Annotated in this window: 13 protein-coding genes; 3 read left to right on the top strand and 10 right to left on the bottom strand. The window is 61.7% G+C overall.

Features of this window, described 5'->3' with window-relative positions; translation table 11 throughout:
- Positions 1-6: 6 nt before the first annotated feature.
- Genes AS9A_RS03580 through AS9A_RS03565 form a run of 4 tightly spaced genes read right to left on the bottom strand, consistent with a single transcriptional unit; the run spans position 7 to position 4274 of the window.
- Entirely contained in the window at positions 7-858 is an 852-nt protein-coding gene (locus AS9A_RS03580; protein ID WP_013805537.1) for a short-chain dehydrogenase/reductase, read from the bottom strand.
- 3 nt (positions 859-861) lie between these two features.
- On the bottom strand, positions 862-2334 hold the full coding sequence (locus AS9A_RS03575; RefSeq protein ID WP_013805536.1) for a flavin-containing monooxygenase: 1473 nt from the start codon (positions 2332-2334) through the stop codon (positions 862-864).
- Positions 2335-2346: 12 nt separating this feature from the next.
- Entirely contained in the window at positions 2347-3399 is a 1053-nt protein-coding gene (locus tag AS9A_RS03570) for a PDR/VanB family oxidoreductase (RefSeq protein WP_013805535.1), read from the bottom strand.
- Positions 3396-4274 (bottom strand): metal-dependent hydrolase, encoded by an 879-nt coding sequence (locus tag AS9A_RS03565; protein ID WP_013805534.1) that lies wholly within the window; start codon positions 4272-4274, stop codon positions 3396-3398. Before AS9A_RS03565 ends, AS9A_RS03570 begins: the two co-directional genes overlap by 4 nt.
- A gap of 90 nt (positions 4275-4364) precedes the next feature.
- On the opposite strand from AS9A_RS03565, the gene AS9A_RS03560 reads away from it, so the two are divergent.
- Positions 4365-5042: a TetR/AcrR family transcriptional regulator gene (locus tag AS9A_RS03560; protein WP_049793645.1), complete on the top strand. Its 678-nt coding sequence runs from the start codon at positions 4365-4367 to the stop codon at positions 5040-5042.
- Here the strand turns inward: AS9A_RS03560 and AS9A_RS03555 are convergent.
- Complete coding sequence (locus AS9A_RS03555) at positions 4984-5988, bottom strand: alpha/beta hydrolase (RefSeq protein WP_013805532.1); 1005 nt, start codon at positions 5986-5988, stop codon at positions 4984-4986. The two genes, AS9A_RS03560 and AS9A_RS03555, sit on opposite strands and share 59 nt — an antisense overlap.
- Positions 5989-5995: 7 nt before the next feature.
- Complete coding sequence (locus AS9A_RS03550; protein WP_013805531.1) at positions 5996-7783, bottom strand: AMP-dependent synthetase/ligase; 1788 nt, start codon at positions 7781-7783, stop codon at positions 5996-5998.
- Between the two features lie 275 nt (positions 7784-8058).
- On the opposite strand from AS9A_RS03550, the gene AS9A_RS22560 reads away from it, so the two are divergent.
- Complete coding sequence (locus tag AS9A_RS22560; RefSeq protein WP_013805529.1) at positions 8059-8559, top strand: hypothetical protein; 501 nt, start codon at positions 8059-8061, stop codon at positions 8557-8559.
- Between the two features lie 23 nt (positions 8560-8582).
- Here AS9A_RS22560 and AS9A_RS03540 read toward each other — a convergent pair whose 3' ends face one another.
- A complete protein-coding gene (locus tag AS9A_RS03540) occupies positions 8583-9251 on the bottom strand; it encodes a TetR/AcrR family transcriptional regulator (protein ID WP_013805528.1) in 669 nt (222 codons plus the stop codon).
- Positions 9252-9255: 4 nt separating this feature from the next.
- On the bottom strand, positions 9256-10107 hold the full coding sequence (locus tag AS9A_RS03535) for an enoyl-CoA hydratase-related protein (RefSeq protein ID WP_013805527.1): 852 nt from the start codon (positions 10105-10107) through the stop codon (positions 9256-9258).
- Between the two features lie 77 nt (positions 10108-10184).
- Between AS9A_RS03535 and AS9A_RS03530 the strand changes: the two genes are divergently transcribed.
- Positions 10185-11357 carry an acyl-CoA dehydrogenase family protein gene (locus AS9A_RS03530; protein WP_013805526.1) on the top strand — a complete coding sequence of 391 codons (1173 nt, stop codon included), beginning with the start codon at positions 10185-10187 and terminating at the stop codon, positions 11355-11357.
- Here the strand turns inward: AS9A_RS03530 and AS9A_RS03525 are convergent.
- Positions 11338-12129, bottom strand: a complete 792-nt coding sequence (locus tag AS9A_RS03525) for an alpha/beta fold hydrolase (RefSeq protein WP_013805525.1) — start codon at positions 12127-12129, stop codon at positions 11338-11340. The genes AS9A_RS03530 and AS9A_RS03525 overlap by 20 nt on opposite strands.
- Positions 12130-12132: 3 nt before the next feature.
- Positions 12133-13860 carry a GMC family oxidoreductase gene (locus AS9A_RS03520; RefSeq protein ID WP_013805524.1) on the bottom strand — a complete coding sequence of 576 codons (1728 nt, stop codon included), beginning with the start codon at positions 13858-13860 and terminating at the stop codon, positions 12133-12135.
- Between the last annotated feature and the right edge of the window lie 2 nt (positions 13861-13862).

The following is a 13862-nucleotide window of genomic DNA, read 5'->3' as shown; positions in this document are numbered from 1 at the left end:
GTAAAACTACGCGCCGCGAAGCTGACTTTCGAGCCGCGTCACCATTCGGTGCGTACGCGTGTCACGCACCAGTGCAGCGTCGAAGCCAATGTTGATCACACCCCGCAGGATCGCGTATGGCGTCCACACGCGCGGCACGATGGTCCGGGCAGATCGGTTCGCTATCCCCTCGCACAGGGCCTTTGCCGCATCCGTGGCAGAGATGCGCCGATTGAACGGCCACGGGAACCGTCCGCCGAGTTCGCGGCCGAGCTCATCCTCGTCGAGCATCGCGCGCGTCATCGCGGTCTCGACGATCCCGAAGTACGCCACCTGAGCCGATGCACCGTGCACCGCTAACTCGATCCGCAGTGCACGCCCTAGCTGTTCGACAGCCGCCTTGGTGATCATGTACGGCGAACCGCCCATGCCTGGCGCGAACGCGGCGACTGAGGCGACGATAACAACATGACCCCGCGTCGCGACGATGTCATCGAGTACGGGGCGGACAGTGTTGTACACGCCCGTGAGGTTGATGCCCACGACTCGATCGAACTCCGCGTCGTCCATGAGCCGCAGCGTGGCTGGTTGTGGAGTGACGCCAGCGTTGGCGACGACGACCGCGACGGGGCCAAGGTCAGCCTGGATTTTCTTGACCGCCAGCGTCATCGCTTCCCGATCCGCCACGTTCACGCCCAGGCCACGCGCACCCTGGCCAATTGCCTCCGCTGCACCGATGGCGGCGGCTTCGTCGACATCGAAAATCGCAACGCGGGCACCGCGGTCAGCTAGGTGCCGTGCAACCTCGAAGCCGATCCCGCCCCCGCCGCCGGTAACCAGCGCGACTTTGCCACGCACATCCAGTGCAGTACTTGTCACTTCTCAGCCCGCCTTGATCTGATAATCGTCGGTGTTGAATTGCTTGACGCGGCTTCGATATTCGAAGCTCCAGTTCGGGTACAGTCCCGCGTTCCGGCCGTCGGCCGTCGTGTAGTAGCTGTTACACCCGCCTTGGAGCCACACCGTGTGTTCGCTGCGTTGCTCGACTTCGGCGAGGAATGCGTCTTGCACGTCGGGCCGGACCTCGACACGCTGAGCCCCAATGGTGTCGAGTTTGTTGAGTGCGTCGATGATGTAACTGATCTGCAGTTCGATCATGAAGATCGCGGACTGGTTTCCTACGGCGCCGAACGGGCCCAGAATCGAAAAAGCGTTAGGAAAGCCAGTGGTCGCGACACCGAGATAGCTTTGGGGGCGCTGCTCGTACCGTTCCCCCATCGACGTGCCGTCTCGGCCGAAAATCCGCGATCCAGCGCCTGCCGGCATGGTGAAGCCAGTACCGAAGATGATGGTGTCAACCGGATACTCACGGCCGTCGTGGGTGGTGATGCTGTGCCGTCCGATCTCCCGGATCCCACTCGTTGCGACTGTGACATTCGACTGGGTCAGTGCGGGAAAGTACGAGTCCGAGAAGATCGCACGCTTGCAGCCAATCATGTAGTCGGGCGTCAGTTTGCGCCGGAGTTCCGGGTCACGAACCTGCCGGAGCAGTTGCATTCTCCCGAGCGCTTCGAAGGGATGCCGGAACCGGCGGTCGACGAAACCCGGCAGACCGAAGCTCTCGATCATGCCGTAATACGCGGCGCGCAATCCGCGCTGCATGCCCGGAACGTGGCGCAACAGCGCACGCTCGAGTGCCAGAGTTGGCCGGTCCATGCGGGTGACGATCCACGGAGCACTGCGCTGAAAGACAGTGAGATGCTTGATGATCGGCTGAATCTCCGGGATGAACTGCACAGCCGAGGCACCTGTACCGATGACTGCGACACGTTCCCCAGTCAGGTCGTGGTCATGATCCCAGTGCAGCGAGTGGAACTTCGCCCCTTCGAACCGTTCGAGTCCCGGCAGCCTGGGAATCGACGCGTCGGTGAAAAGCCCTGTTGCCGTAACGAGTATGCGCGCCGTGAGTGATCCGCTGCTCGTTTTGATCCTCCACTGGTTCTCGCGGTCCTCCCACCGCGCATCGAGAAGTTCAGAATCGAAACGTATGTGCTGCACCACGTCGTTGTCGCCCGCGACCTTGCGCAGGTAAGCGAGGATTTCGTGTTGCCTGCCGTAAGTTCGGGTCCAGTTTGGGTTAGGCGCAAACGAGTAGCTGTAGAGGTGGGATGGCACATCGCATGCGCAACCGGGGTACGTGTTGTCCCGCCACACTCCGCCGATTTCCGAAGCGCGTTCGAGGACAACGAAATCGGTGAATCCAGCTTCTCGAAGTTTGACGGATAGGCCTATACCCGCGAAACCGGCTCCGATGATGGCGACGCCAGCATGCTCGCCGTGTGAGGATCTCGTCATTGAGTTCACTCCTTATAGGTCCAGGATCAGGGGGCCGTCCACCGACCTCGAAACACAGGTGAGCATCGAGTGCTGGCGTTCGGGTTCGGTGAGCAAGCGGTCGCGGTGATCAACGTCGCCATGCAACACTCGCGTTTTGCAGGAGCCGCAGAAGCCTTGCTGACAGGAGTAGGCGACCCCGGGAAATGCGCGCCGGATCGCGGCGAGCGCAGTTTCGTCGGCCGCAACGTCAACTGTGCTGCCCGTTCGCGCGAGCTTGATCTGAAATGGCGCACCCCCACGCACTGGCGCGGCTGAGAAACGTTCCATGTGAAGCGAGGCTGTGCTGTTGACTTGCGGCAGAAGTGTGCGCGCGGACTCGAGCATTGGTGGCGGGCCGCATACGTAGACGGCCGCGCCGGGCGGAATGTCGACCAGGTGCTCCGTCAGATTTGGCGCGCCGTACTCGTCGTCAGGCAAGATTCGCGACGGCGCGCTGATCGACTCGATGTCCGCGACGAAAGGCATCGACGCACGGGTACGGCCTGTGTAGACCAGCCTAGTGGGCACTCCGGCATGCGCGGCGGCGCGAAACATCGGCAAAATCGGCGTGATACCGATGCCACCGGCTAGCAGCACATAGGCGGGGGCTTCGATGAAACTGAACGCGTTGCGCGGGCCGCGAACGCGGAGTGAATCCCCCGCTTTTACGTGCTCGTGCACTTCAGCCGACGCCGTCCCATTGGGTACCCGGCGGACCGCGATACGGTAGTAGCTCCGGTCGGTGGGGTCGCCGCAGAGCGAATACTGGCGTTGCCTGCCAGAGGGTAAGAAGACGTCGAGGTGTGCTCCCGGTGTCCACGTGGGCAAAGCGAGGTTGTCCGGCGCTGCAAGTCTGAGACTGATGACATCGTCAGCGACAGCGACAGCCTCCTGAACGACGAGCTCAAAGTCGTAGCCGCTATGCCGGACCGGCTTCGGCGCAGCCAGTACTGGGACGGGAGGGCTGCAGACCACCACGTTGCGATAGGCGCGGGCCACACCGGCGATTGCCTTCAGAGTTGGCTCGACCCGCACCTCGTTCATGATGCCTCCGCGGCACGCGCTGCGGGCGACAGCGCCAGATACCGGATGGCCTTGTCGAGGCTGCCCATCTGAGACGGGTGGAAGTTCGGGCGCAGATACTGCGGCATCTCCGAAAGGAAGATCGTGAAGCTGGGGATCTTGCCGCGCCGGGTGGCGGCAATGAAATCGAGGACAGGGTGTTTGGATTTCCCCGGTTCTGGGTCGGTGCGCACGAGGTGCCGCATCGTAATCGCGAAGAGCACCGCGAGCGTTGCGGCACCGAGAAGCCCCGTGCGCACCCTCCTCCCGTAGCTGCCGTCGAGGTATTGGAACGCATCAAAAACGACGTTGCGGTGTTCGACTTCCTCCGCGCCGTGCCAACGGATGAGATCGAGCATCATTGGATGCATGTCATCGATCTTGTCGTTGTCGAGAAACCATTGACCGATGACGGCGGTGAAGTGCTCCATCGCCGCATATAGCGCTAAGCGCTCTTTGAGCCACTCCTTTCTGGCACGCCCGGTGAGGCCCCGGTCCGCCATCACGTGGTCGACGAGATAGTGCATGCGGTCGATCACGGGCTGTACAGGGACACCGTTGCGTTCTAGGTGCTCACGCACACCTTCGTGCGAACTAGCGTGCATCGACTCCTGCCCAACAAAACCCTGAACCTCTTCGCGCAGCCGGTCGTCATGGATGTGGGGCAGCGCCTCAGCGAGTGCCGCTGCCATCGCACGTTCCCCTTCAGGGAGGACGAGGTGCATGAAGTTGAAGAACTGGGTAGCCACCGGCTCACCCGGAAGGTAGTGCAGCGGCACGCCTTCCCAATCGAATTTCACGTTACGCGCTGTGATCGCGTACGCCTGGTCCGCATAGCGGCTCGAAGTCGCACCCATGCAAGGCTCCTTTGCCTAACTGGAATCAGCCGATTCAACTTGAATCAGATGATTCCAATGAACGGCAAGCATGTCAAGTACCATGGGTAGGTGGCCACGGAAAGCTCAGCACCAGCTAAGAAGTGGCGCGGGCGAACCCTCCACGTCCGCGCTGACGAGCGACGTCAGCAACTGCTCGACGCCGCATACGAGCTCGTGGCCAACGAGGGTGTGGCCGCGCTCACCATGCGCGCGGTCACGCGGGCGGCCAATCTCTCGCCTCGATACTTCTACGAGAGCTTCCCCGACCGTGACGCCCTCCTCTTCGCGGTATTCGACCGAACCGTTGAACAGCTGCAGCAGAGAGTCGCCGGTGCGATGGCTGACGAAGAGGGTATGGAAGCGAAGTGCTATGCAGCGTTCGATGCTGCGGCCCGGGAGTTCGAAAGCGACCCTCGTGCGGCCCGCCTTCTTCTCCGGGAAGCCCTCGGAGATAACACTCTGCGTGAGCACGCCCTACACGGACTGCCCCACTTCATCTTGGCGGCCGCAGCGCAGGTGCTCAGCGAATTCGGTGACCAGAACAGCGTCGATGAGATGCGCCTTCAGCTCGACACATCTGCACTCTCAGGGTCCGTGGTCACCCTTTTCCTCGATTGGACTGAAGGACGCCTGACCCTCCCCCGCGGACGGCTCGTCAGCTACTGCACCGAACTGGTCGTTGGCATCCTCACCCGGCATGTGGTTGAGCCGGTTGAGCCGCAACGCGCGCCCGCACGAACTCGCTGAGATCCGACAAGACCTCCCACCCCTCCGTCGAGCCCGGAAAGAGTGCACTGAAGGCGTGGATCTGGCCTCGCCAGAGGTGCAAAACGCAGGGGACGCCCGCCCCGCCAAGCCGAGCCGCCATCGCTTCCGCGTCCGGCCGTAGCACCTCAGATCGGAGTGCCACAAGAAGAGTTGGCGGCAGCCCGCGAACGTCAGCGAGAGCAGGTGAGAGGGTGGAATCAAGCACACCGTCCACTTCAGCACCCAGCCGGGAAACCGTTTCGAACATTGCAATCGGCAGGAGGGCTTCGGTCTGCGCACGTGCCTCGGCGCTCTTCGCGGCGCAGTCGAGGTCAAGCCACGGGGAGATTGCGGCGAGGCCACCTGGCGCCGGCATCCCCTGATCACGGGCCGCAATCACAGCCGCAAAGGCGAGGAATCCCCCGACCGACTCACCGGCGACCACCACATGCTTCGGGTGTGCCCCATGCTGCAGCAGCCACTCATACGCCTTGACACAGTCGGCAACCGATTCTCTGATCGTAGCCCCGGGCAACTTGCGGTACGCCACGTGCATAACGGGAAGACCAGTGAGCTGGGCAAGCACGGTGATCATTCGCCGATGAGTATTGAGCCCACCGGCGATGAACCCGCCGCCATGGAGGTAGAGCAGTGCTCCGTCGGCGATCGTCGCCTCGTCGTCGGCCCGGACAATCTCGGCTTCACAGTAAGCGAGCGTCACCCGCTCAAAGGAGCTTTCTTTGGACAGGGGCATCAACGCTGCACCTCGATCCAGCAAAGATGCACAGCGCATTACTGTGGCGTTCAGCGGTAAAACACCGAGCAGCGGCCTGATCAAGGTTCGAGCGAGAGCAACTACCGCACGCGACCGCAGACTCGGACCGAAGAGCCCATTTCCTGCGTGGTCGACGACCGCATACGGTAGCGGCAATCCAGCTTTGCGCATAACACCATTACACCCGCGCGGTCGCTTCGTTGTAGAGCGCCTCAATCTCCGCCGCATATAGCGCATCGATCGGCTTGCGGCGCAGTTTCATCGTGGGCGTCAGCATCTCTGACCCTGGCTCCCAATACTCGCTGAGGACGCTGTAGCGCTTGATTTGCTCCACACGGGATAGGCCGCTGTTCGCGGTTGCAACCGCTGCGTCAATCGTTTCCCGAAGTTCAGGACTCGCGACTAGTTCCGAAAGCTCACTGGTGATGCCGCGCTGCTTCGCGAACGCTGCAGCAGCCTCCTCGTCGAGAACGACCAGCGCAACGTTGTACTTGCGATCGTTGCCGATGACGACGACCTGAGAGATCAGCGGGCATGCCGCCTTAACTGCGTTTTCAATGTTCGCGGGCGACATGTTCTTGCCGCCAGCGTTGATGATGATTTCCTTCTTACGATCGACGATGCTGATGTAGCCGTCCGAGTCGATCGACGCGATGTCACCTGTATGCAGCCAGCCGTCACTGTCGATCGCCTCGGCTGTCTGCTCGGGCCGGTTGCGGTAACCGCGCATAAGAATCGGACCAGAGATGAGCAATTCACCATCGTCAGCGAGTTTCGCGTACACGCCCGGCGCTGGCTTACCAACTGTGCCCAGCCGAACCTGACCGGAGTGGCTCATGGTGCTCAGACCCGAAAGTTCAGACATGCCCCAGGCATCCGAAAGTGGAATGCCCAGCCCGATGAAGAACTTGATCACTTCTGGCGCGATCGGCGCGGCGCCGGATAGCGCGACGCGCGTCTGATCGAGTCCAATCTTGTGGCGGATTTTGCTCAGAACCAGCTTGTCGGCGAGAGCGTACTGCGCGGCGAGCAGCCGCCCTGGACGCCCACCAGCTCCTTTGACCCCGGCCATCTCCTGGCCGACGGAGAGCGCCCACGTACCAAGCCTCTTCTTCACTGGACTTTGTTCGCCCTCGACGGCCGCAAGTAGCGCAACGCGGATCTTCTGCCATACCGTCGGTACCGCGCCGAAGAACGTGGGGCGCACATCCGCCAGCGCGCCTACCACCTCTTTCGGGTTCGCGACGCACGTGACCTGGTTACCGCAGACGGTCTGAATGTAGTGCGCTGACCACCGATCGGCGACGTGCGCGCTCGGGAGGAACGAGATGACCCGATCGTCTGCTGTCACACCCATCAGTAGCTCGGAGCCGTCCACCTGCGCGAGCATGCCCTTGTGGGTCAGTTCGACACCTTTCGGTGAGCCGGTGGTGCCTGAGGTGTAGATGAGCGTCAGCACGTCGTCCGGCGTCACGCTGCGCCAGGCACGTTCGAAGTCGAACTCGCTCAGAGGAATGTCCTCCAGTGCGACAGTTCCGGCGGGAGCACCATCGATGCACACGATGTGCTTCACACCGGTTCCGCGCGCACCGTCGACCAGTACCGGCGCGAAGGCCGCTTCACAGACAACAACGGCGTTCTCCGCGTCGCCGAAGAGGTACCGAATTTGGTCGGGAGACGACGTGTTGTAGATCGAGAACGGAATCGCCCCGAGGTGCTGCGCGGCCGTGTCAACAAGGTGGAACTCTGGCCGGTTCGTCATCATGAGCGCGACAGTGTCGCCGTGCCGAACCCCGATGGAGTGCAGCTGCGCGGCAATGGCCCGCACTCGCTCACCGTATTGGCCCCACGTCAAGGTTGTCGCACCTCCGGGCGTACGGACCGCAATCCGGGATGAGTAGTCGCGAACAGTGTTCTGAAATGCTTCACATAGCGTTCTGGCCTGGGAGGATCGTGTTTTCGTCATCGCCGCTCCTTGCGGTGGGAGGTGATTTTCGAATCAGCGCCACGGTGAGCACTGTCAGGAGACTCGTTGCTGCGAAGTAGCAACCCTGGGCGCAGGCACCGGGGCTACGCAGTGGGACAGAACACACAGTAACTCACTATTGTCAGGATGCCAATAGTGAGTCAGGGAGCGGTCAGAAATGATTCAGGTTCCGGAACCATGAATGACCGGCCGGATTAGCCTGGTCCGGTAAAGTGAATTTGTCCGGTACCGGGGCAGCCGAGAGGGGTCATCCCGTGTTGCGAAGGGTACTTCTGAGCGGATTCGTATCTGCATGCGTCGTCGCCGCCGGATGCGGGTCCGGCGAAGACAGTGAAAACACCGATGCATCCGGCCATGCCTACCTGTTCGTACAGTCCGCGGCAGAGGGAACACACCGGGCTGGCGAACTGAACCTGACGGGGATCGCGCCCACGACCACGTGGTTCACAACTCGTCCAGACCGGCAGTCTGGCGATGTACCGCATGATGTGTTTATTGAGTCCTGGTCTCAATCCGCCGATAGCTTCACCGATGATCCGCCGAATGCTGGCCTGGTCTTCACCAGTGGAGGCGAGCAATCAGTTGCCGTGGTGGAACTGACTGAGCCATCGCTGACAAATGGCGAGTTCCGTTACCGCATTCGCGTCCTCGACGGCGAGGTTCCGGAGTCCCTCAGCGATGTTGCGGTTTTCATCGATTCCGGAGGCCTGATGCAACTAGTCGCGTATGGCGCTCAGGACGTACCCCCGAATTAGCAGAGGAGTGCACGAAAACCTGGCTAGGCGTCCCACACGAGAGCTTCGCGCACAATCCCCAGTAGCGCACCACGCAACATCGCGTGCACGCGCTCGCGGGTGAGCGACCCGCGCAGGACCCATTCGCGGGCAGCAGCTTTCACGACGCCGCCGTACGCACGGATCATGGCCCGCAAGTCTTCTTCCGACGACTCGAACCGGCCTAACCCTACGACCTCGATCAGGCGTGAGGCAGCAATATCGTCAGCCTCATCAAGCACCCGCATCACATCCGGGTCCCCACCAAATCCTTCTGCTGATACAGCCGAGACCCACAGCCTGCCGTGACGCTCAATGAAGTCGAGGAAACCCGCGATCCACGAATCAACCCGTTCCTCGACACTCCCGGCAGCGCTGCCGACCTCGTCCATCTCGGGGACCGTCACCAGCACCCGGATCACCTCGATGTACAGCTCCCGCTTGGTACCGAAGTAGTGGTGCATGAGCCCGCGGGTCACGCCTGCAGCCTGCGCTAGCTCAGTTGTCGACACGCTTGCGTATGACTTCTCCTCGAAAACCCGGATCGCCGCGCGCAGAATCTGCTTCCGGCGCTCGTCCGGCTCAAAGCGCTGACGCCGTGACCGAGATGCCACCGCATCCTCGCGCAGCGGCACGACGCCCGCGCTCGCATCCTGGCTCACCGGTTCACCCACACGTCTAATCTACCCAGGGCAGCCACGGCGGAATATCCGCCGGGACCGCTCCGGGGAACTCTGGTGCGCGTCGTTCAAGGAAGGACTCAACGCCTTCCTTCGCATCAGCGCTGGCAGGAAGGCTGGCAATCAAGCGGGAGTCCAGGCGCTGGACGTCCTCGGGAGTCGGCATCGAGGCGCAGTGGTAAAGCATCTGGCGGATCACGGCTACTGACACTGGCGCGGTGGTCGCGATGAGAGTGTGGGCCAGTTCGTACGCGGCGTCGAGCAACTCCCCCGGAGAATGGAGACTCGTCACCAGACCGCTTTCAAGCGCTTCCGTTGCACCAAAAACACGCCCACTGATCATCCAGTCCATCGCGCGGCCGAGGCCGACAAGTCGCGGCAGGAACCACGCTGACGCACCTTCGGGGTAGATTCCGCGCTTGCTGAATACGAAGCCGAAGCGCGCATCCTCCGCCGCGAGGCGATAGTCAGCACTCAGGATGATGGTCGACCCAGCGCCCACTGCGGCGCCATTGATGGCAGCGATGACGGGCTTGTTCATGCGGAAGATTTGCATAGAGCAACGGCCTGCAGGTTCGCACCATGTGTCGTCGAACGTTTCGTCGGAGCCTGTGACGTCGAAACCGCCACCGGATAGGTCCGCGCCGACACAGAAATTCTTGCCTGCGCCTGCCAGCACGACCACCCGAACGTCAGGATCCGCGTCCGCACGACTCAGCGCGCTCTCGAGTTCGTTCGCCATCGTGATCGTGTAGCCGTTTCCGGCTTGGGGACGGTTGAGCATGACCGTTGCGACGTGATCAGACACCCGGTAGTCGATGGCTTCGTAATTGCTCACGCTTTGCGACATAACTACCACGATATAGGTTTATTGACATTCTGCCAATAGTGGCTGACGATGTGGAGTAACCACATCTGGAGGACCACATGACAGCAACTGCCCCCTCGCCAGCGAAGTCCACGCCTCGCTGGATGGATGAGGAGCTCACAGCGGTAGCCGATCTGGCCCGGAAGTTCTTCGCCAAAGAGGTCACCCCGCACACTGACCGCTTCATTGCGCAAGGCTTCCCTGACCGGGACGTCTACCGGAAAGCCGGTGAACTAGGCCTGCTCGGAATGTCGATCCCCGAAGAATACGGTGGTGGCGGCGGGACTTTCGCACACGAGATCGTGCTGTTCACCGAACAGGTTCGTGCATGCGAAAGCTCAATGCAGCTCGGCGTGCACACCGGCGTCGTACTCCACTACCTGCTCGCCTACGGCGGCGAGGAACAGAAGCGCCGGTGGCTGCCGAAGCTCACATCCGGCGAATGGATCGGCGCAATCGCCATGACCGAGCCGGGCGCCGGATCTGATCTGCAGGGCATCACCACCCGCGCGGTGAGAGAAGGGGACCACTACCTCATCAGCGGCGCGAAGACTTTCATCTCGAACGGCCGCAACTGCGACCTCGTCATCATTGCCGCGAAAACTGACACGTCGAAAGGCGCTGCCGGCGTTTCGCTACTCGTCGCTGAGGTGGGCGACGACACACCTGGTTTCGAGCGCGGTCGCATCCTCGATAAGATCGGCCAAAAGGGCCAGGACACCACCGAACTGTTCTTCGACAACCTCAAAGTGCCCGCTGAGCATCTTCTCGGTGAAGCCGAAGGTCTGGGCTTCTATCAGCTGATGGAGCAACTCCCCCAGGAACGGCTTATCGCTGCTGGCGCTGCCGTCGCGAGCATGGAACTTGCTGTCGAATTGACGACCGACTACACAAAGTCCCGCATGGCGTTCGGGAAGCCGCTCTTCGCGCTGCAGAACACCCGTTTTGAGCTCGCACACTGCGCGAGCGTCGCCCAGATCGGCCGCGTGTTTCTCGATGACTGCATCGAGAAACATCTGCGAGGTGAGCTCGACATCGCGACCGCGGCGATGGCCAAATACTGGCTAACCGAACAGCAATGTGACGTCGCGACCCGGTGTCTTCAGCTGTTCGGCGGGTACGGCTACACGATGGAATATCCCATCGCGAAGATCTTCACCGATTCGAGGATCCAGAAGATTTATGCCGGAGCGAACGAAGTGATGAAGGAACTCATCGCTCGCTCGCTGTAACAGCGTCCTGAGTTGTGCGCCGAATTGTTTCGGTGCACAACGTTGGATTATCCCGCATCGGGACGTGTCCGCAGGCAGGAAGCGTCACGTGGTTCGCAGCGGGGAGGAGTGAACTCGCGCGACGGTGCTGCGTCCAGTAGGGAAGAAGCAGGTCACGACTCCCCCACGCCACCGTCACTGGTAGTTCTGTTGTCACCGGCGAGGCACCGTACTGGGAGAACGATGCAAGTGCGGCGTCGAAGCCTTCTGCACCTCCGAGTCCCTCCACGTCGCCGAGGATCTCCTCAATAGTCAGCGACGCGGTGTCGGCATAGAACAGACTGAATAGCGCTGCCCTCGACACGCGATTACTCGCGAGCATCGGCACTACTCCGGCGGCGTGACGTGCGAGTGCGCGCGAGCCCCGTAGTGCGATCTGCGTCCACAGGCGTTCGCCGGTGTTCCAGAACCCGATGGGCGAGAAGGCAGTAACGGAGCGAGCCACGCCTAGTCTTCCCAGTTCGAGGCTAATACCACCACCCATCGAATTTCCCGCCACGTGCGGGCGCTCGATCCCCTTCTCAGAGAAGAACGCCCGCATGTAGTCGATGAGATGCTCTACGCCAGCCTCTGTTTCGATGGCGTCACTACTCCCGAAGCCCGGCAAGTCAACAGCCCAAACCTGATGATCATGGGCAAGCATGTCGAGTATGGGCTCCCACACCTGCCAGCGGCTGCCGATGCCGTGGATGAGGACGAGCGGCTCACCTTCACCACGAACCACGTATTCCACTGCCTACTCCCCTGCGGCTCGCTGCACTGGAGTGATGTCGAGGCGCAGTGCGCCGGGCGCACTGGTCGGCACCGTCGGCTTACGCGGGGCGATCGGGCTCAGCCGCTCGTATTTGGACCCCAGCGGAGGCCGCTGATCAGCTTCGCCCTTATTGGGCCACAACGACATAGCGCGTTCCGCCTGCGCGGTGATCGTCAGAGACGGGTTCACACCGAGATTGGCCGAGATCGTCGAGCCGTCGGCAATGTGCAGACCTTCATATCCGTAGACGCGGTGGTAAGGGTCCACGACCCCCGTCTGCGGCGAATCACCGATCGGGCAGCCACCGATGAAATGTCCGGTGATCGGAATGTTCGCCATTTCTGTCCACGAACCTTGCGGGATGCCCTTTATCTTCTCGGCGACCCTGCGGGTGATTTCGTTCCCCACAGGAATCCACACCGGCGGTGCGTCTCCCTGTCCGTGCTTGGTGGACAGTTTGCGGCCGAACAGCCCGCGTTTGGTGTATGTGGTGATCGAGTTGTCGACGGTCTGCATCACCAGCAGGCCGATCATGCGTTCAGACCAGCGGCGGGGACTGTGGATGCGCCATAGGCGGCGCCGCCAGCGCCACAACTCACGCAAGCCCAGCATCCATCGGCGTTTACCTTCTTTTGCGTCCACCAGGACGGTGGTGAGCAGCGCCATCGCGTTGCTGCCCTTGCCATAACGGACGGGCTCAATGTGCGTGACCGAGTCGGGGTGAATCGATGATGTGATCGCCACACCTTTGGTGAAGTCGGTGTCGTTGCTCAGGGACTTCGCCGCCAGCACGGCTTCGGAGTTGGTGCGGGTAAGTTCACCGAGTCGCGGCGAAATCTTCGGCAGATGACCCTCGTCACGCATGCGGTGCAGCATCGTCTGGGTTCCCAGCGCAGCAGCCGCGAAAACCACGTGATCGGCGGTGAAGGTCTGCTTGTTCTTACGCACCCAGCGGCCGGTGCGGACCGTGTCGACCGTGTAGCCGCCGCCCATCACAGGCCGCACTGTTGTCGCGGTGGTGAGGGGGTGCACCGTCGCACCGGCTCGCTCCGCGAGGAATAGATAGTTCTTGACCAGGGTGTTCTTTGCGCCGTGGCGGCATCCCGTCATGCATTCACCGCAATGCGTGCACGTTCTGCGGCTCGGTCCTTCGCCACCAAAGTACGGATCCGGTACTTCTCCGCCGGGTTTCGCATCTTTATCAGCGAACAGCACCCCGACAGGAGTGGGGTGGTACGTGTCCTCGATACCCATGTCTTTCGCTACTTCGAGGAGTACGCGATCTGCCGCGGTCGTGGCGGGGTTCAGGTTCACACCCAGCATCCGATTTGCCTGGTCATAGTGGGGTGCGAGTTCCGAGGACCAATCGGTGATGTGCGCCCACTGCTTATCTTCGTAGAACGGCTCGGGCGGCTCGTACAGCGTGTTCGCGTACACCAGCGAACCACCGCCCACGCCCGACCCACTCATCACAAAAGTGTCGTTGAGCAAGGTTAAGCGCTGGATGCCGAAGCAGCCCAGCTTGGGGGCCCACAGATATTCGCGCAGATGCCAAGAGTTCTTCGCGAACTCGTGGTCAGCGAAACGGCGCCCAGTTTCGAGCACGCCGACCTTGTATCCCTTCTCTGTGAGACGGAGCGCGGTGACGCTGCCACCGAAGCCAGAGCCAATCACGAGTACGTCGTAGTGAGTCTGAGGGGTTGACCGCATTG

The organism is Hoyosella subflava DQS3-9A1, assembly GCF_000214175.1.
Lineage (GTDB): Bacteria > Actinomycetota > Actinomycetes > Mycobacteriales > Mycobacteriaceae > Hoyosella > Hoyosella subflava.
Note: the sequence above shows the minus strand (reverse complement) of the source record. Positions and strands in the feature narration are given on the sequence as shown.